Origin of the sequence: Chryseobacterium carnipullorum, from assembly GCF_003815695.1 — a bacterium.
GTDB classification, from domain to species: domain Bacteria; phylum Bacteroidota; class Bacteroidia; order Flavobacteriales; family Weeksellaceae; genus Chryseobacterium; species Chryseobacterium carnipullorum.
In genome coordinates this window covers 1,443,017-1,461,968 of record NZ_CP033920.1, presented here as the reverse complement: position 1 = coordinate 1,461,968, position 18,952 = coordinate 1,443,017, and the positions used below count along the sequence as shown (strand labels likewise).

The 18,952-nt window shown below is 38.2% G+C and carries 12 protein-coding genes and 4 tRNA genes; 7 read left to right on the top strand and 9 right to left on the bottom strand.

Annotation, left to right across the window (positions count from 1 at the left end):
* Positions 1 to 2 precede the first annotated feature (2 nt).
* From EG346_RS06760 to EG346_RS06750, 3 genes are all read left to right on the top strand, one after another.
* Positions 3 to 1,157 (top strand): TIGR03364 family FAD-dependent oxidoreductase, encoded by a 1,155-nt coding sequence (locus tag EG346_RS06760; RefSeq protein ID WP_123877630.1) that lies wholly within the window; start codon positions 3 to 5, stop codon positions 1,155 to 1,157.
* A gap of 6 nt (positions 1,158 to 1,163) precedes the next feature.
* The gene (locus EG346_RS06755; protein ID WP_073328604.1) at positions 1,164 to 1,832 is read left to right on the top strand and encodes an HAD-IA family hydrolase; all 669 of its coding nucleotides are present in this window, start codon (positions 1,164 to 1,166) and stop codon (positions 1,830 to 1,832) included.
* Positions 1,833 to 2,081: 249 nt separating this feature from the next.
* Positions 2,082 to 3,935, top strand: a complete 1,854-nt coding sequence (locus EG346_RS06750; protein WP_123877628.1) for a LamG-like jellyroll fold domain-containing protein — start codon at positions 2,082 to 2,084, stop codon at positions 3,933 to 3,935.
* 78 nt (positions 3,936 to 4,013) lie between these two features.
* Here EG346_RS06750 and EG346_RS06745 read toward each other — a convergent pair whose 3' ends face one another.
* The 4 genes from EG346_RS06745 to EG346_RS06730 all read right to left on the bottom strand — a co-directional run bounded on the left by EG346_RS06745 (position 4,014) and on the right by EG346_RS06730 (position 6,578).
* A complete protein-coding gene (locus EG346_RS06745) occupies positions 4,014 to 4,499 on the bottom strand; it encodes a GNAT family N-acetyltransferase (protein WP_123877625.1) in 486 nt (161 codons plus the stop codon).
* A gap of 15 nt (positions 4,500 to 4,514) precedes the next feature.
* On the bottom strand, positions 4,515 to 5,930 hold the full coding sequence (locus EG346_RS06740; RefSeq protein WP_123877623.1) for an aminotransferase-like domain-containing protein: 1,416 nt from the start codon (positions 5,928 to 5,930) through the stop codon (positions 4,515 to 4,517).
* A gap of 40 nt (positions 5,931 to 5,970) precedes the next feature.
* Positions 5,971 to 6,336, bottom strand: coding sequence for a hypothetical protein (locus tag EG346_RS06735; protein WP_123877621.1), 366 nt, complete (start codon positions 6,334 to 6,336; stop codon positions 5,971 to 5,973).
* Between the two features lie 160 nt (positions 6,337 to 6,496).
* Positions 6,497 to 6,578: transfer RNA gene (locus tag EG346_RS06730), tRNA-Leu, on the bottom strand.
* A 735-nt stretch (positions 6,579 to 7,313) separates the two neighbouring features.
* Between EG346_RS06730 and EG346_RS06725 the strand changes: the two genes are divergently transcribed.
* Positions 7,314 to 12,842 carry a T9SS type A sorting domain-containing protein gene (locus EG346_RS06725; RefSeq protein ID WP_123877619.1) on the top strand — a complete coding sequence of 1,843 codons (5,529 nt, stop codon included), beginning with the start codon at positions 7,314 to 7,316 and terminating at the stop codon, positions 12,840 to 12,842.
* A gap of 411 nt (positions 12,843 to 13,253) precedes the next feature.
* On the opposite strand, the gene EG346_RS06720 is transcribed toward EG346_RS06725, so the two are convergent.
* From EG346_RS06720 to EG346_RS06710, 3 genes are all read right to left on the bottom strand, one after another.
* Positions 13,254 to 13,337 (bottom strand) — tRNA-Leu (locus EG346_RS06720).
* 5 nt (positions 13,338 to 13,342) lie between these two features.
* Positions 13,343 to 13,418: transfer RNA gene (locus EG346_RS06715), tRNA-Gly, on the bottom strand.
* 4 nt (positions 13,419 to 13,422) lie between these two features.
* A tRNA-Leu gene (locus tag EG346_RS06710) sits at positions 13,423 to 13,504 on the bottom strand.
* 172 nt (positions 13,505 to 13,676) lie between these two features.
* On the opposite strand from EG346_RS06710, the gene EG346_RS06705 reads away from it, so the two are divergent.
* The 3 genes from EG346_RS06705 to EG346_RS06695 are packed head-to-tail and all read left to right on the top strand — an operon-like array spanning position 13,677 to position 15,644.
* Positions 13,677 to 14,054, top strand: a complete 378-nt coding sequence (locus EG346_RS06705) for a DUF3127 domain-containing protein (protein ID WP_034739828.1) — start codon at positions 13,677 to 13,679, stop codon at positions 14,052 to 14,054.
* A gap of 59 nt (positions 14,055 to 14,113) precedes the next feature.
* Complete coding sequence (aat, locus tag EG346_RS06700) at positions 14,114 to 14,767, top strand: leucyl/phenylalanyl-tRNA--protein transferase (protein ID WP_123877616.1); 654 nt, start codon at positions 14,114 to 14,116, stop codon at positions 14,765 to 14,767.
* Entirely contained in the window at positions 14,754 to 15,644 is an 891-nt protein-coding gene (locus EG346_RS06695) for a DMT family transporter (protein ID WP_123877614.1), read from the top strand. Before aat ends, EG346_RS06695 begins: the two co-directional genes overlap by 14 nt.
* 134 nt (positions 15,645 to 15,778) lie before the next feature.
* On the opposite strand, the gene EG346_RS06690 is transcribed toward EG346_RS06695, so the two are convergent.
* Both EG346_RS06690 and glmM read right to left on the bottom strand, forming a co-directional pair.
* The gene (locus EG346_RS06690; RefSeq protein ID WP_073329105.1) at positions 15,779 to 17,161 is read right to left on the bottom strand and encodes a tetratricopeptide repeat protein; all 1,383 of its coding nucleotides are present in this window, start codon (positions 17,159 to 17,161) and stop codon (positions 15,779 to 15,781) included.
* 349 nt (positions 17,162 to 17,510) lie between these two features.
* Positions 17,511 to 18,893, bottom strand: a complete 1,383-nt coding sequence (gene glmM / locus EG346_RS06685; protein ID WP_123877612.1) for a phosphoglucosamine mutase — start codon at positions 18,891 to 18,893, stop codon at positions 17,511 to 17,513.
* Between the last annotated feature and the right edge of the window lie 59 nt (positions 18,894 to 18,952).

Here is an 18,952-nt window from a genome sequence, read left to right as displayed (position 1 = left end):
CAATGACAGCAAAATTTGATTTAATCGTTGTGGGAGGTGGAATTCTGGGAACATTCCACGCCTATCATGCTCTAAAAAGAGGTCTTAAGGTCGCTTTACTGGAAAGAAATTCTGTTCCTCAGGGCGCAACGGTGAGAAATTTCGGACAGGTAGTTCCCTCCGGAATGGATCTTACATGGCAAAACTACGGAAGGGAAAGTCTGGCCATCTATAACGAACTTCATTCCCAGGCAGATCTTACCATTAGAAAAAACGGTTCCGTATATATCGCATCGAATGATGAAGAAATTCAGCTGATTGAAGAACTGTATGAAATCAACAGAAATAATGATTATGAATCCGTTCTGTTATCCAAAAACGACTGCATCAAGAAATTTGACGGGCTGCGTTCGGATTACTGTAAAGGAGGACTTTTTTTCCCACAGGAACTTTCGGTAGATTCTGCTGATATGATCGTCAAGCTTCATAAGCTCCTACAGGAAAAACTGGGACTTCAGATCTTTTACAATACCACCATTATTGAAACGGGTGAGAACGGGCAGAACTGTTCCGCCATCAGTGCAGACGGAACGGAATTTACGGCTTCAAAAATCATTATCTGCGGTGGGCATGAGTTCAAGACATTATACCCTAAAGTATTTGATGAAAGCGATTTAGAAGTGAGTAAACTACAGATGCTGCAAACAAAACCTCAGGGCATTTATTCGCTTCCGGGGAACATTTTGACAGGACTTTCCATCAGAAGATATGAGTCATTCAGCGAATGTGCTTCCTATCAGAAAATCAAGGCATCTGAAGATCCGAAATCTTTTGAAAAGAAGTTTGGTATTCATATTTTATTTAAACAAGCCCTTGACGGTTCAATCATTCTTGGAGACTCTCATGAGTATGCAGATGCTAAAAATGCAGATGATCTCGGATATGATCTGAATATGGAAATCGACGAATTCATGATCCATGAAGCCAAAAAAATTATTGATCTTCCTACTTATGAAATTCAAAGAAGATGGTTCGGGATCTATTCGCAGTGCAAAACAAAAGATATTTTCGAGCACAATCCTTCCCCGAATATCTACATCGTAACTGGGATCGGAGGAAAAGGAATGACGGGAAGCGGAGGCTTTTCAAAATTTAATATAGATAAAATTTACGCATAAATTTCAATGAAGAATATAGAATTACTGGTTCTGGATATGGCCGGAACAACGATTGACGAAGATAATGTAGTGTACAAAACATTAACTGAAGCTGTGAATAATCACGGCTATCATGTGACCTTAGAAAATGTGCTTTCAAGCTGCGCAGGAATGGAAAAACTGGAAGCGATCACGAGTCTGCTCAAGGAGATCAACGGAAGCGAAGAAGATGCTCCCGTTATTTTTGAAAACTTTTCTGAACAGTTAAGAGTAGCGTATCAAAAACTGGAAGTAAAGCCTATTAACGGGACCGAAGCTTTTCTTTTAAAAATGAAATCTCAAAATAAAAAAGTAGTTCTGAATACCGGTTATACCTCCGAAATTGCGCAGCAGCTACTTGACAAATTACAGTGGAAGGAAAATGTCCATTTTGATGCTTTGATCACGGCTGATGATGTCTCCGAAAGTCGCCCTAGCCCTGATATGATCAACCTTGCGATGAAAAAATTCAATATCGTTGAAGCCAGCAGAGTTTTAAAGGCGGGGGACTCTGTGATTGATATTGAAGAAGGGAAAAATGCAGGCTGCGGGCTCACCATTGCTGTTCTTTCCGGAGCTCAAAGCAGAGCGGAACTGGAAAAAGCCCATCCCGATTATATTTTTAATACCATTTCTGAGGCTGAAGATTTACTTTAAACTCTTCTTTCAAATTATACTTATTTTTTTCAGCCTCATTTTTTTAAATTAAACATTAATAACACCACTTTATGATTCGTGGAAATTCGTTAAGGTATTTGTGCTGTTGGTGTTTAAAATCCTTAAACATTTAGTTATCAATTTATTAACTTTAAGTTTACACATGTTTACAAATAGTAAATTAATTTTACAATTATTAAAAATAAAATTACTATTTGTAAACTTTTCCTTTTAAAAATCTTTTACCCTATGAAAACAAAACTATTCTCAATGGCTGTTCTTATGAGCTGTTTCCTGGGAGCTCAGACTAAAAAAGTTCTTTTTATCGGTATTGACGGGTGTCGCGCGGACGTGATGATGTCAAGCAATATCCCGAACATCCAAAGCCTTGTTAATCAATCCATTTACTCTATTGATGGTCTTTGCGCTGCCACTACATGGAGCGGAAATGGCTGGAGTACAATGCTTACAGGTGTATGGCACACGAAACACAATGTGCAGGACAACAATTTTACCAGTCCCAACTACATCAATTATCCTGATTTTCTTACCAGAGCCGAAACTTACAATCCTAATTTAAGAACGATCTCTCTGGCGAATTGGGCCCCCATTAATGACAAAATTGTGAAAAGTGCCGATGTAAAAAGCAATTTAGGTTCTGACCTGGCCGTAAAAAATGCAGCTGTGAATGCTATGCAGAATGACAATCCGGATATTCTTTTCGTAGATTTTGATGATGTAGACCATGCAGGACATTCTTATGGATTCGCGGGTACGGTTCCCCAGTATGTATCATCTATTCAGACGACCGATTCATATATTGGTGAAATTGTGAGTGCGATGAAAAGCAGACCGACTTACTCCAGTGAAGACTGGCTGGTGGTTTTGACTACAGATCACGGGGCTGTTCAAAGTGCTCACGGTGGAGGAAATCTTTCTGAACGTAATATCTTTAACATCTATTCCAATCCGGGATTTACACCTCAGCAGATCAGTAAAACCATTCTGGAATCCAACAAAACGTTTAATCAGCTTAGCTTTCCGGCTGGTACGTATGCAAAACCTGCTAATCAGACTCCGTTTAATTTCGGGGCCAATCAGGATTTCACGGTTGAATTTTGGGTAAAACCAAATGCAGCCTATTCCAGTGATCCGGTGATGATCAGTAATAAAAACTGGGCAAGCGGAAGCAATAAAGGTTTTGTTATATCCGGCAGCTCCGGGCAGAACTTCAAAATGAATATCGGGGACGGAACCAACAGAATTGATCTGACCGGCGGAAAAGCAGAAACAGGAAAATGGAAACATATTGCGGTAAGTTTCGACAGAGACGGATTGGTAACGCTTTATGAAGATGGAGTTCCGGTGACTTTTGCCAAAATGAATACCATCGGAAATATCGATTCCGGCTTACCACTGACTATCAACCAGGACGGAACGAATGTATATGGGCTCAATCTTGCCGCTTCTTACAAAGATATCAGAATATGGAAATCTGCCCTTCCCGCTAACATTATTGTTAACTGGGCAAATCAGGATATTACTTCTTCACATCCATATTATGCTCAGCTGCTGGCAGACTGGAAATGTGGTGAAACATCAGGTAATATCTTGACGGATTCAAGTCCTAACGCTAACAATCTGGCGGTAACAGGTTCTCCTTCTTATGCTGCTGGTACGACAAATACTTTCAAGATTTATGACTATACCTCAACGCCTAGAGAGACGGATCATTTTCCTACAGTCCTGAACTGGATGTGTATTCCGGTACAGCCTTCATGGGGAATCGACGGGGTAAACCGTATTCCGGTATGTATCAATGGAGCTTTGGGAGTGAAAGACATTCAAGCAAAAACCGATGATTTCAGACTTTATCCCAATCCTGCTTCAGAAAGCATAAGCATACAGTATCAGTCTGATGATAAGGAAATTAAAATGGAAATTATTGATACCAAAGGATCATTGATTTCAGTAAGAAATTTAAAGTCTTACAATGGTTCGTTTAGCGAAACGATCAATGTTCAAAGCCTTCCTGCAGGCGCGTATTTCCTAAAAATCAACGGAAGCAAAAAGTCGCTGACGAAGACTTTCATTAAGAAATAGAACAGTAAAGCATTAGATTTAATTTTTTGATATTAGAACAAGGATATTCCTATCCGAGTTCTAATATCTTTTTTTTGCTTAATCATTGAATTTCAACAACATTTGGGTGTCGCATCGGGTGTAAGCTGAATCTGAAACCGGCATATGATCAAAGCCCAGTTTTTCGTACAGTTTTATGGCAGGAAGCAGTACAGAATTTGTTTCAAGAAAAATACTTTCTGCGTTTAATGCTCTTGCTTTTTCTACCAGAGCCTGTCCTACAAGATATCCGATTTTCTTTCCCTGTGCCTTAGGACTTACTGCCATCTTTGACAGTTCAAACCTTAGGGGTTCATCCGATATTTTCACCAACGCACAAGTACCAACGGCTTCACCATTTAAAAGGGCAACGATTATATATCCTCCTTTATCTACAATATATTCCTGAGGGTTGTCCAGCAGTTTATAGTCTCCCGCTTCCATCGTAAAAAAGGTTTTGATCCATTTTTCATTCAAAGCCTTGAAAGCTTCTTTATATTGAGGTTCATAGTTGACAATTTGTACTTCATTATTCATTTCATTCATTGCTATAAGGTTTAATTACATTCTTTTTTTTACCATTTTGGCTAATTTCTCCAGATCACTTTCTACTCTGTCTGTCCATTCCAAAGCATAATTCAGTCGCATACAGTTCTGGTACTGATTGTACTGTGAAAACATCCTTCCCGGGGCAAAATTTATTTTCTGGCTCATAGCTTCATCAAATAAATCCTCTGTACATATTTTTTTATCCAGTTCCAGCCACAGCATAAAGCCTCCTTTCGGTTCTGAGATTTTGGTATTATCTGGAAAATATTCCGTCACCGACTTCTGGATCTGAAGATAATTCGCATATAATTTTTTTCTGAATGTTCTCAAATGATGGTCATAACGGCCGTGTTCGAGAAAATCAGCAATCACATCCGGATAGATAGAAGGGCTGCACACTGTCTGTACCAGTTTCTGCCGGATGACCTGCTCTTTAAATTTTCCGGGAGCCACCCATCCTACCCGATAACCGGGAGCCAATGTCTTGGAAACCGATCCGATCCACATTACAAGTCCTGCCTCATCATAGAATTTACATGGTTTTGGTCTTTCTGCTCCAAAATAAAGGTTGCCGTAAATATCGTCTTCAATAAGAGGAACATTATATTCCGTAATCAGCTTTACCAGTTCTTTTTTGTTCTCATCAGGCATCTGAAAACCTAAAGGATTGTTGAAATTGGTCACAAAACAGCATGCAGAAAGTGTAGGAAGCACTTTTTTCAGGGCTTCCAGATCAACTCCATAAATAGGATGGGTGGGAATTTCCACCACTTTCAGCCCCAATTGCTGGATGGCCTGAAGTACCCCGAAATAGACAGGGCTTTCCACCGCAACAGAGTCTCCGGATTTTGTTACTGCCATCAGACAGGTATAGACGGCATTCATCGCTCCTGAGGTGATCACCAGATCGTCTTCTGAAATCTTCCCTTCCAGCACAAGCGCCCATTTGGCTGATTCGCGACGCAGATATTCGTTTCCCTGTACCGGTTCATAATCTGTTCCACTGTCACTCTTTCTGTTAATCACATTGATCATAGATTTCTTCAATTTGGCTAATGGAAGAAAGCTTTTACCAGGAATTCCCAAGGCGAACTGGGTAACATCCGTTCCACCAATGGTTCCGAATACTTTATCGATAAGAACCTCAGCTGTATTTTCTCTTTCTGCTACTTTCATAGGGGCAACAGAGGGCAAGGCAAGCTTTCTCTGGGAACTCTGGCTCACAAAATAGCCGTATTTCGGCCGTGATTCTACCAACGAACGGCTTTCCAGCTCCATGTAGGCCTGCTTCACCGTATTCAGACTTACATTGTAAAGTTTCTGGGCACTTCTAAGCGAGGGCAATCTGTCCCCAAACTGCAGGGTATCGCTTTTGATCTGTTCCGTGACGGATTTTGCTATTTTAAGATACAGAACGTCTTTAGACATAGGAAATCGGGTTTAAGTAAATGTACAACTTCCATTATTTTTATCCAACATTCAGCCAGCTGACCATTCTGGAAATACTGCTTTTCAGTTGCTCCGGATTTCTGAAATTAGCGGTTGTCTTTTTCTTAAAATAATGCTCTGCATGAAAGATAAAATTCTTTTTCTCCCATTCCGTAAGATTGCTTTCATAAATTTTAAAGGCAATTTCAGCTTTCTCAGTAAGGACGAGAGTCGCAAAGGCTAAAACTGTATCCTTCTTTTTAACCAAAAGAAAAGGAACTCCAAAATTCTGATTAAGCTTTTGAAGGGTTTGTGACTGTAGAAAAATATTTTTTAAGGACAGCATATCTGAAATGTAGACTTCAGCATACACGAGCTGATCCCGGGATTGTAGTAAGGTTTCCATAGTGTTCTGCTTTACTTGGACAAAATTATAAAGTATTGGAGATTGGATACAGATACAGAACTTGGTATTATTATGGGTACAGAATATTATATTTAACAGAGAAATGGTATAAAAACAAAAAACTCTCTGTGATATTTCACAGAGAGTTTTTTTTGCTGAGTGCGGATGAAGGGACTCGAACCCCCACGCCTCACAGCACCAGATCCTAAGTCTGGCGTGGCTACCAATTACACCACATCCGCAGGTTGTTTTTTCTTTGTTAAAAGAACTTCCTTCCTTTTGAGGCTACAAATATAAAACATTTTATTCTAAAATAAGAACGAAAAAACAGAATTACTGTAAATAATGTAACGTAATTTCAGGACAAGACATTAATCAGATCTTGTTTTTCATACCAAATAACCACAAAGAGGAATTCTTACAATAAACAAATTATTTAACGTTTGCCTGGACGAAAACATGGAAGTAATTACGATAAAAACAAAAGATCAATTTTACACTAGTATATATCAAATTTAAAATTATAGTACACTCTCATTTTTTTGTTGAAAACAAACAACGAATATTGACATAACTTCCTAAAACAAAGGGATTAACATAATATAATATTTTTTACGCGTAAGAATTATTGACCTACATTTGTTGTCTAATTTAAAACAATAACCATAAGAAAAAACTTAATTACACTATCAATTATTGGTGCATTTACTCTTAGTTCTTTTACAAGTACTGACAAAGTTGATACAAATGGAACCTCATTAAGACCTGTTACACACAAAATTTCCCCCTGCAATTTCTAAAGTGTTCAAGCAACTTACCGGGATAGCTATTCGCAGTTCATAAAGGACTGTCTTTTTAGCGTGATTTTTCCCAGTTTTATGAATTTCCTGGTGAAAGTAACTTAGAGTATCCCGACACACAAAAAGGCGGTTTTCCGAAAAGCCTTCAACGAGTAGGAATTATTAAAAACTTCAAGTATGAAAAAAAAATTATCATTCTTTTTTTTAATCTTATTTTGGCTAACCTCTTTAGCCCAAAATAGCAATGTCTGTTTCAATCGTCTGCACAATAGTTTTGCAGAAGCCTTAATTCCCGTAAATCAATGGAACGGTTCAACAGTTTCCTTTAAGATTTATTTTACAACTGGTGGCCTTTTTAACGGGTATAACTATGATGTGAATAATCTGACAAAAGTTAATAAAAACGGTCAGGAATATTATTACGTTAAAGTAGGAACAACACAGGATTTCAGCAACCAGACTTTAATCTATGAGGTAAGCAGTCCTTCGGATGCAGCAGTCTCCAGTACATTAGCGGCAATTCCACAAAGCGACTGGAATAATTATACGAAGCAAAAACAATGTGTGGATAAAGCTAATGTGTGCTTCAACCGTCTGCACAACGGTTTTGCAGAAGCCCTGATTCCTGTGAATCAATGGAATGGAGACACTAAAGTGAACTTCAAGATTTACCTTGCAACCGGTGGACTTTTTAATGGGTATAATTACAATGTTAATGATTTAGCCAAGGTTACAAAAAACGGTCAGGAATATTATTACTTAAAAGTAGGAACATCACAGGATTTAAGCAGCCAGACCTTGACTTATGAAGTCAGCAGTCCTAAAAATGCGGCAGTATCAAATACCCTGGCGGCAGTTCCGCAAAGCGACTGGAATGATTACACGAAACAGGAGCAATGTGTTGATAAAGCCAATGTGTGCTTCAACCGTCTGCACAACAGTTTTGCAGAAGCTTTGATTCCTGTAAATGAATGGAATGGAGATACTACAGTAAGCTTCAAGATTTATCTTGCAGCAGGTGGTTTGTGGAATGGATACAATTACAATGTTAATGATTTAGCCAAGGTTACAAAAAACGGTCAGGAATATTATTACTTAAAAGTAGGAACATCACAGGATTTCAGCAGCCAGACTTTGACTTATGAAGTGAGCAGCCCTAAAAATGCGGCAGTATCAAATACTTTGGCACCACGTCCGCAAAGCGACTGGAATGATTACACAAAACAAGAACAATGCATTGATAAAGCCAATGTGTGCTTCAACCGTCTGCACAACAGTTTTGCAGAAGCTTTGATTCCTGTAAATGAATGGAATGGAGATACTACGGTAAGCTTCAAGATTTATCTTGCAGCAGGTGGTTTGTGGAATGGATACAATTACAATGTTAATAATTTGACAAAAGTTAACAAAAACGGTCAGGATTATTATTACATAAAAGAAGGAACATCACAGGATTTCAGCAACCAGACCTTGACTTATGAAGTGAGCAGTCCTAAAAATGCGGCAGTATCAAATACCTTGGCACCACTTCCACAAAGTGAATGGAACGACCTCACAAAGCAAGAACAATGTGTAGACAAGGCCAATGGAATTTGTATCAATAGAAATAATGCGGATTACACCATATACATTCCTGTGAACCAATGGAATGGAAATAATGCTACTGTAAAACGTTATCTTTCAAATGGAGCTTTTTTCAATGCTCTGTCATTTTCGAATCTTACCACAGAAATACATAATGGGGTTCTATCTTACAAAATAGTAACAGGTTTTTCACAATTTGAAAACGCAAATGTAATTATAGGAGTCACCAGTTCAAGCAACGCCGAAGTTCATGCTTACATAAGCCCAGTTCAGGAGATCTGTTATGAAAATGCGGCATGTACGAATCCAATCACTCCTACATTTACATCGATCTCACCTATTTGTGCAGGATCTGCATTGACATTACCCAGCACTTCTACCCAGGGAATTTCGGGAACTTGGTCGCCTGCCATTAATAACCAGGCGACGACGACCTACACCTTTACGCCCAATGCAGGGCAATGTGCTTCTACAAACACGATGACAGTAACCGTGAACCCTCCTGCTAATTTGGTGTTGACATCAGGTAATAATACACAGACAGTAGAGGTAAATACTGCTATCACTCCAATAACATATACTTTTAGCGGAGCTACAGGAACTTCTGTAACAGGACTTCCAGCTGGTGTTACGGCTACAGTAAACGGAACAACCGTTACTATCAGCGGAACAGCTACAACAGCCGGAATTTATAATTACACCGTTACAGTTACCGGAGGATGTGCCCCTGTAAATTTACAGGGAACAATTACAGTTGTAGCCGCTAAAGATTGGAAACTAGCGCCAAATTCCTACATCTTTACAGGAAAAGCATACAATCCAGCTACAGGAAAATATAATGGTGCAGATGTAGATGGACTTTATATTCCTGTGAAAAAAGCTTATGAAATATGGAGAAATGGAGGACTATACATGCAAAATTCTTCCAATAATGCTAATTATACACCTATTCCTTCTGGTGTAATAACAGCAGATGTCTATTGGGAAGACACACCAGGTTTAATAAAATCAGGAGAAGGATATAAACTTGAAATAGTTGGTTCAGAAGAAAATGCGAAAATTAAAGTTCCTATTAAGAAATCGGTAGAAGGAAATGCTGTAATTGCATTTAAAGTGAATGGAGAAGTTTATTGGTCTTGGCATGTTTGGGCAACAGACGACCCTACAAATGGTTCTTCTTACAGAAGTTATGGAAATGAAGCGAGACTACTTAAAAATGGCACTCAAGAAAGAATCCCTGATTCTGCCTGGGGATGGATGGATCGAAATTTAGGAGCACTAGGATCTTCTATTACAGGAACAGATCAATATGATAAAAACGGAGGTTTGCTTTATCAGTGGGGGAGAAAAGATCCTTTTCCACCACTCATTACAAGAGGAAATATTTATTACGAAGTTTCAGGTTCAAAAGGTAGAATAAGACATTCCAGTGCAACAGAAGATTTAACTGGTACGAGTTTTACAAAATTTAATAATTTGCGAATTTTTAATAATGGGGATAATAATGACAATATATGGAATAACTTAAAGCAATCAATAAAAAACCCAATGTCTTTAATATATTCAAATGGACTTCATTTAGCTGCTGATGCTTCATCTAATTATAATTGGTTTGGTACTATTTTTACTCCTTCCCCTTCTAATAATGCAAGAGTAAACTTATGGTCAGATAATGCAATAGGAATTATAAATGCGGGGGATACCATAGATAAAGTTTTCCCTTATAAAAATAAAGCATCTTACGACCCCTGTCCTAACGGATGGAGAATCCCATCTATGCTCTCTACTTTTGCAGGTTACAGCGGTATGCCATTAAACCGATCTCCATTTGGACCAAAATCTAACGATACATCAGATATTTATTATACTACTAGTAGTGTGAGTAATACCTTAAAAATTGGAGCAAATCCCTATTATGGATTTATAAAACCCAATTACAATAATTTTCCATCCTATCCTAACTATTTGAAATCAATTAAGGTTTATTCTAACCTAGGGGTAGATATGACTAATTTTGGTGGGGATACTTTAGGAATATTTCCAGGAAATGGGCGTATCACTTTAAATCAACATGAAGGTACTTATAATGATCAGCATCATGCCAGAGTCTGGACCGCAACCATGGCACGGACAAATAAAGGTATTAATGGTAATGATTCTTTCACGTCTAATGAGGCTAGGACATTATTTGTAATTCCAGAAAATGAAAACACTGGTGAAGTACCCGATCCGAGCTTACCTAATGTTACAGGTAGATACTCTTATAATCCACTTTTACCAATTCATACCTCAGAAGCTAATGCATGTCGTTGTATAAAAGACCCTTTATATAAAGTTAATGAATATGATTTCCCGACAGAATTCTTTGCGGAACAAAAGAATTATATTAAAGGGCTGGAGCAGCCAAACTCTTATCAACAAGTGAAAAAAGCCACTGAATTTAGTATAGAAATCCCTTTAGAAAAGGCTATTGCTATGCAAAATCAATATATGAATAACCTTGAAATTCTGAACCCTGCAAGCTATAATAACTTAAAAGCTAACGTACATTGGAGTAATAACACGCAACTGATTAAAAATATTTCAGTTCTTAATCCTTCTCCTGCATCATTAGCGGCTATTTCAGATTCTAAGATTAAGGTTCTCATTAATCCAAACCAAAGCGGTAATGCCGTAGTAACGCTTCATAATGGCAGCATAGATAATCCTGTTTACTGGAGCTGGCATATTTGGATAACTGATACGGAAGTGGGCTCTTACTTATATACAACTGATATGGGTGATCCTGCTGCTCCAAACTTTGTAAATTACGTGAAGGGATTAAAAAGCGATGCTGTTAAGCAAACTGAGTTTATGGATAGAGATCTAGGAGCATTGCAATTGTTCCCTTCATATTTACAAACTCCAGGCGCTCCTACGGTAGCTGAATTATCACAAATTCAAAAGTCAGCAGGATTGCATTATCAATGGGGCAGAAAAGATCCATTCCCTGCTTTCCATGAGAATATAGGAGGTAATGCTTATAATATATATTTAGGAAGAGCAAATTCAGATGGAACGATCGCTTATAATGTACTTACAGCTGACACCTTTGAAGGTGCGGGAAGTAATTATATCATTCCATACGATACTTATACTAATACAAGCAATTCTAATGTTTTACCTAATGATAAAATGGGTGATAAAATTGCTAAAGTTTTAGGATATTCTGTTAAGAATCCTTTGGTCTTTATGGTTCCGAGTACTTTAAATCCTTATAACGGGGTTAAAACAATGGGAACAGACTGGCTAGTTAATCAACCAAGCCAATTTCCAGAAAGATGGGGCAAAGGAACCAGCAAATCACCTTTTGACCCTTGTCCGGAAGGTTGGAGAATTCCCGATACGGATTCGTCAATTGATGGAAATAATTTAGGCGGATCTCCGTGGTATAAAAAGAATGTTCCTGTTAATGATAAAAATGCTTTAACGGATTATTTGGGAACTCCAATTAAAAATGGAAGTACTACTTTGGGATATGCTTTCCAGAATCCAAACTATAAAATTGGTAATTATGGTGCATCAGGTACAAGAGGAAATCGTGGGGTGTGGACTGCTATTAGGACATTTAATACCACAGTAAATTTTGATATAGAAAAAAGATGGACCGCAGCGTTACGAAACTCTTATCAAGGAAGACCCATTACTATGACTCTTCTTACAAATTCCAATATAGCCGTCCTCGCTGATAATGACAATGATCAGTATTTTGGAGCAGCATGTAGATGTGTTAAGATTCTGTCCAGAAATGAAAAAGAAGAGGGGTTTTACCCGGATAACGTCACAATTCCTGTACAGTCAGATGCAATAAGCAGAGCCGGCAATGTATTTACAGAAAAAGAAATTAAGAAAAAAATTGAGCAAAAAAAGCTTAGTGTTTTCCCAAATCCTGTAACCGATATTGTTTATATAGATGCTAAAGACAGCAGAGATTATTATTATCAGATATACAATTTGTCCGGTCAGCTTGTGAAAGAAGGCAAATTTGAAAATAACAAAACCAATCTCAGCAATTTACTTTCAGGCGCTTATATTATCAGAATAAATAATTCTGAGCTCGTTGTAAAAATTATTAAAAAATAAAAATAATATTTATCTTAAGAATCCGCCTCACAAAAAAGTAAGACGGATTCTTTGTATTAATATGTCAATAAATGAAGCAAAGACAGATTATCCATACAAAAATCTATTTATTGTAAAGGATGTACATTGGTATTGGATATTTTATCACGCTTTGGTAAGGAACAAAGAAAAGATAGATAGAATGAAAGAACATAGCAAGTGCTGATGATCCATACGATGTGCTAAATGAAGACATAGAATGTAGCTCCGCCTCTGATCTAATAATTTTGCTACAGGTGGCAATATGAATGGATGTGATGACTGGTTTATTTAAGACGATTAATAAAACAATTATAAAGAAAGAAGGAGAAATAAATAACCACTCTTAAAAACAAAAAACCCTCTGTTAACCGAAGTTACAGAGGGTTTTAGTACCCCGGGCGGGACTTGAACCCGCACGTTCTTACGAACACAGGATTTTAAGTCCTGCGTGTCTACCAGTTCCACCACCAGGGCAGGTGTGGAGCGAAAAACGGGATTCGAACCCGCGACCCCAACCTTGGCAAGGTTGTGCTCTACCAGCTGAGCTATTTTCGCATAGTGCGGATGAAGGGACTCGAACCCCCACGCCTCACGGCACCAGATCCTAAGTCTGGCGTGGCTACCAATTACACCACATCCGCTGGTTTTTGTTTATTTTAAAGAGCTTGCTTCGTTTTTGTGAGTGCAAATATAGGACATTTTCCTTTACCTCCAAACTTTTCATGAAAAAAAATTAAAATTCATAGATTTTTTTTCTGTCGACCCTATTATTACATTTCATTTTCTTACTTTTACAACGTTAATAATTACAATATGGAATTACAAGGAACGGTAAAGAAACTTTTTGATGCTCAGACATTTGCAAGTGGTTTTCAAAAAAGAGAAATGGTTATTTTAACCCAGGAACAGTACCCACAGCCGATAAACATAGAATTTTTGTCTGATAAGATCAGTTTATTAGATAACCTTAAAGAAGGTGAAAATGTAAAAGTGGGAATCAACATCAGAGGAAGAGAATGGGTTTCTCCACAAGGTGAAACCAAATATTTCAATTCTATCACAGGATGGAAAATTGAAAAAGTAATGGATAACGGATCTGAGCCTACTCAGGCGTCTCCTTCTCAATCTGCATCTCCTGTTTCCAACGAAAACCCTTTCGCTGGCGATGATGACGATGATTTGCCTTTTTAATTAAAAAATAAGATCAAATATGAATCCTGCTTTCTCAAGTGGGATTTTTTTTCCAAAAAATGGTCCGACTAGACGAAAACGAGATTTCATTTCCAGATCCTGAACTTTATGACGGTCACGAAGGCCTGATTGCCTTTGGTGGCGACCTGTCTATAGAACGTATCTGGTTCGCTTATCAGCTGGGAATTTTCCCGTGGTATAATCCGGGAGAGGAAATACTGTGGTGGAGCCCTGATCCAAGGTTTGTCATATTTCCTGAAGAGCTGAAAGTTTCAAAATCAATGCGAAAAATACTGAACAGATCTGTTTTTACATTTTCTGAGAATAAAAATTTCAGGGAAGTCATCCAAAACTGTCAGCAGACGAGCAGAAAAGGACAGACAGGAACCTGGCTTTCAGATGAACTGATGGAATCTTTCATCAAACTTCACGAATACGGCCTTGCCAAAAGTATCGAAGTATGGCAGGATAACGAATTGGTTGGCGGATTTTACGGACTTCAAATTGGTAATGTTTTCTGTGGAGAAAGTATGTTTGCCAAGGTGAGCAACGCTTCTAAAGCGGGCTTTATACACTTTGTAGAAAGCAACAAAGAAAACATAGATCTCATTGACTGCCAATCTCATACCGAGCATCTGGAAAGTCTGGGCGCAAAAATGATTCCTAAAAAAGAATTTTTAAAAATCTTACACAAAAATAATGAACGCAGATAAAGAAAAATGGATTCTTCTGATTGTATTAACGCTTATCTGGGGATCATCTTTTATTTTGATCAAAAAATCGCTGGAACATTTCAGCCCCTATCAGGTCGGAGCACTGAGAGTTTTGATCGCAGGAATTGTATTAATGCCGGTCGCGATTTCGAAATATAAACTGTTTCCTAAAAAGCATTTAAAATGGCTTATCCTGGCTGCATTTACGGGAAATTTCATTCCCATGTTTCTTTTTCCGATCGCAGAAACGGAGGTCAGCAGCAGTATTGCGGGAATTATCAATTCTATGATGCCTATTTTCGTAATTATTGTGGGTGCTCTGATCTGGAAATTTGAAACCACCAAAAGACAGATTGTAGGAACGATGATCAGCTTTGCGGGAGTCTGCTTATTAGCATTCGGTGGAGACGGAGAAAGCGGAAAGTTTAAGCTGATCCCGATATTACTTCTTTTATTAGCCACACTATGTTATGCCATAAGTACAACAACGGTGAAGTCTAAACTGATGGAGGTCTCTTCGACTATTTTGTCCGCGTTTGTATTCTCTTTTGTCTTATTTTTCCCTTCCCTTATCTCTTTAGCATTTACCGGATTTTTTTCAACATTCAGTTTTAATGAAGATCATATGATGGGGCTGATGTTTGTTGGCCTGTTATCCATCTTCGGAACAGGGCTGGCTATGACCCTGAATTACCGGTTGCTTAAAGTCTCCACTCCTCTTTTTGCATCAACAGTAACCCTGCTGATGCCTATTGTTGCTATTATCTGGGGCTTTTTGGACGGCGAAAAACTAAGTATCTTACAATTTGCAGGCGCAGGGGTGATCATCGGCGGATTGATCTTTTTAAGGTCTAAAAACGGCGTTGTAAAGAAATAAATTATTTTACTGATACCAACTAAAAATCCTGCATTGCTGCAGGATTTACTTATTTGAATTGTTTTAATTTAAGTTTTTAAGAATCGTAAGCTGTTGGAAATCCAGATTTTCAGAAACTTCTTTCTTTCAACTTCTTAAGAGTTCTTCTTTTTTACTTTTGCCTTGACCTTCTTCACCTCATCTTTGATGAACGGATACTTTTTCTGCATATCCGGAGCCAAGGATGGGTCTATACTTAATGCTTTCTGAAGAGATTCTGCCCCTTTTTCCGCTCTTTTAAGGTTAAAATAGCAATTGCTTAACTGATAATAGAGTTCCGCCCTGTCGTGTTCTTTTAATGCTCTCTCAAGAATGGTCACGGCCTCTTCATATTCTCCCAGAAGCATCAGTACTTCTGAGTAGGCATACCAGTTATAGAACCTCGTAGGCTCTGCATCTACCAGCTTTTTCAGGCAGCTAAGGCTTTCCTCAAATTTACCGGAATCGATGAACAGAAATGCTAACCTTTTCTGATAATCAAGGTTGTCATCATTCAGATGGGTCGCTTCTTGTGCAAAATGCAACGCTTCTTTCATCCCTCCCATTTCTTCATACAGGTAAGACTGCTCCATCATCGCAAGATAAAACTGAGGGTCTTCTCTCAATGATTTCTGGAACGCATTAAGAGCCATAATAGACTGTTTCTGCGCTTTGTAGCACAATCCTATTTTGTAAAAAGTAAATGCTTTGGTGTATTCCAGCTCAAGCATTTCCTCATAGACCGTCACGGCTTTCTGATATTGTCCTAAAGCTTCGTAACAGGCTGCTTTGTTGGCATATACTCCTACAGAATTTGAATTGATCGCCAACAGGTAGTCATATCCTTTGATGGCTTCTTCAAAATTCTTTCTGTTGAAGTAAAACTGTCCATATTCAAACCATGCGGTTTCGGAGTAAGCAAATTCATCTAAATATTCATTAAGAAAGGCAATAGCCTCCTCGCTCTTATTCAGATCGCTGAAGCAGATCATACAGTTTTCAAGTGAATACTCGTCTGTAGGATCTTCTTTCAGAGCTTTTCTGTAGTGTTTAAGAGCGTTAAAGGGATCTCCCAAATTCACATATTCATCCGCAATAAAGTTGTGAAGGAAGTTCTCTTCTTCTTTCAGTTCTAAAGCTTTTTTACAGATATCAATGGATTTTCTAGGGTTTCCCAGGCTCGAATAATACTTCGCATAGCAGACTAAAAAGTCTGTATTCTCCATCGATGCGCCTTTCAGCTCATTGATAAGTTCTTTTGCGGTATTATAGTCTTCCCATTCCAGAAGAATTTCAAGTCTTTTGATCTTGATATCTAATGAATTCGGGTGAAGCTTAAGTCCATAGTTAACTGCATTGTCTGCGTAGTTAAAATCTCCCAGCTCCAAATAATAAACAATAATATCTTCCAATTCTTCGGTATCGAAGTAGAATTCATCATTGTTTTCCATCATTTCCTCGAACTTTTTCACAAGTTCATTTCCAAAATACTCTTCCAATAGTGTCGTCTTTGTCGGTCCGATGTCTGAATATACTTGCAAACCTCGGCAAACTTTATTAATTAATAATAACTTCTGAAACTGACATTCAAATGTTTATGCAAAGTTGCAACTTTTTTTTGAATTAGTTTTTCATAAATTTCTATAATAAAGATAGTAAAAAAAGAAAACAGAGAAAAAGATTGTGGATAAATAACACAAATTGTGGTTAAATAGTTATAACGAGCCTTCTTCCGGCCGGAATTTCCACCATTTATCTTTAGGAAAGAGAAAACTGTTTTGTATATGTTCAAACATGGTACGCGGAAGAAAAAAGAACGGAGCATTTCTGTTCCGTTCTTCTTTTATTTTAAATTAAACTTTTAATTTTAGCGATGATATCGTCTCCGAGTTTATCGGCTTCTTCTTGTGTATAGGCCTCTGTATAGATTCTGATAATCGGTTCTGTATTGGATTTTCTAAGGTGCACCCAGTTATTTTCAAAGTCGATCTTCACCCCATCAATGGTAGAAACCTGCTCGTTCTGGTATTCTTTTTCCATTTTGGATAAAATTTCATCGACATTGATTTCCGGAGTCAGCTCTATTTTCTTTTTTCCCATAAAGTAGCTTGGATAACTTGCTCTTAATTCGGAAACGGTTTTGTTTTCTTTTGCCAGATGGGTTAAAAACAAAGCAGCACCCACTAAAGAGTCTCTTCCGTAGTGCAGATCCGGATAGATAATTCCTCCGTTTCCTTCTCCTCCGATCACTGCATTTTTCTCTTTCATTAAATTCACTACATTCACTTCCCCTACAGCACTTGCAAAGTATTCAGAATCGTGGCTATTGGCAACATCCCTCAAAGCACGGCTTGAAGAAAGGTTTGAGATCGCAGCTCCTTTTTTATGCTTCAATAAATAATCTGCAACAGCAACCAATGTATATTCTTCCCCGAACATTTCCCCTTTTTCATCAATCAAAGCCAGTCTGTCTACGTCCGGATCTACAACGATTCCCAAATCAGCATTTTCCTTTTTTACCAGTTCACAGATATCTCCCAAATGTTCTTTCAAAGGTTCAGGATTGTGCGGGAACTGTCCGTTCGGTTCGCAGTATAATTTTACGGTCTCGCAACCAAGTTGATCCAACAGCATCGGAATAGCGATTCCTCCTGTAGAGTTGACGGCATCAAGAACAATTTTGAATTTTTTCTCTTTAATGGCTTCAACGTCTACCATTGGCAGGTCAAGGATTTGCTGGATGTGAATATCAAAAGCATCATCTCTTGTTTCATATTTTCCAAGATCATCTACTTCAGCGTAGTTGAAATCCTCACTTTCAGCCAGAGCCAGTACTTTTGCCCCGTCTTCTCCGCTGATGAACTCTCCTTTCCCATTCAATAGCTTAAGCGCATTCCATTGTTTTGGATTATGTGAAGCGGTAAGGATAATTCCTCCGTCTGCATTCAGTTCGGGAACCATGATTTCTACGGTAGGTGTTGTGGAAAGTCCTAAGTCTACGACATTAATTCCCAACCCCTGAAGGGTAGCCGTCACCAGGGAAGAAACCATTTCGCCAGAAATTCTGGCATCTCTTCCTATAACAAGGGTTAATTCTTTTTTATTCTGTGTATTCTGAAGCCAGGTTCCGAATGCGGAAGCAAATTTCACCACATCCAGAGGAGTCAGGTTATCATTTACTTTTCCGCCGATTGTCCCTCGGATCCCTGAAATAGATTTTATTAACGACATTCTGTTTTTATTTTTTTTAAGTTGTTTTTTATTCTGAGCAAAGATACTTAAAAGACCTG

What these genes read in the sequence shown, in the direction of transcription:
- EG346_RS06695 (WP_123877614.1), top strand. Translation starts at nt 14,754, where the DNA reads ATGAACGCAGATAAAGAAAAATGGATTCTTCTGATTGTATTAACGCTT.
- glmM (WP_123877612.1), bottom strand. Translation starts at nt 18,893, where the DNA reads ATGTCGTTAATAAAATCTATTTCAGGGATCCGAGGGACAATCGGCGGA.
- EG346_RS06725 (WP_123877619.1), top strand. Translation starts at nt 7,314, where the DNA reads ATGAAAAAAAAATTATCATTCTTTTTTTTAATCTTATTTTGGCTAACC.
- EG346_RS06705 (WP_034739828.1), top strand. Translation starts at nt 13,677, where the DNA reads ATGGAATTACAAGGAACGGTAAAGAAACTTTTTGATGCTCAGACATTT.
- EG346_RS06735 (WP_123877621.1), bottom strand. Translation starts at nt 6,336, where the DNA reads ATGGAAACCTTACTACAATCCCGGGATCAGCTCGTGTATGCTGAAGTC.
- EG346_RS06745 (WP_123877625.1), bottom strand. Translation starts at nt 4,499, where the DNA reads ATGAATGAAATGAATAATGAAGTACAAATTGTCAACTATGAACCTCAA.
- EG346_RS06760 (WP_123877630.1), top strand. Translation starts at nt 3, where the DNA reads ATGACAGCAAAATTTGATTTAATCGTTGTGGGAGGTGGAATTCTGGGA.
- EG346_RS06750 (WP_123877628.1), top strand. Translation starts at nt 2,082, where the DNA reads ATGAAAACAAAACTATTCTCAATGGCTGTTCTTATGAGCTGTTTCCTG.
- EG346_RS06755 (WP_073328604.1), top strand. Translation starts at nt 1,164, where the DNA reads ATGAAGAATATAGAATTACTGGTTCTGGATATGGCCGGAACAACGATT.
- EG346_RS06740 (WP_123877623.1), bottom strand. Translation starts at nt 5,930, where the DNA reads ATGTCTAAAGACGTTCTGTATCTTAAAATAGCAAAATCCGTCACGGAA.
- aat (WP_123877616.1), top strand. Translation starts at nt 14,114, where the DNA reads ATGGTCCGACTAGACGAAAACGAGATTTCATTTCCAGATCCTGAACTT.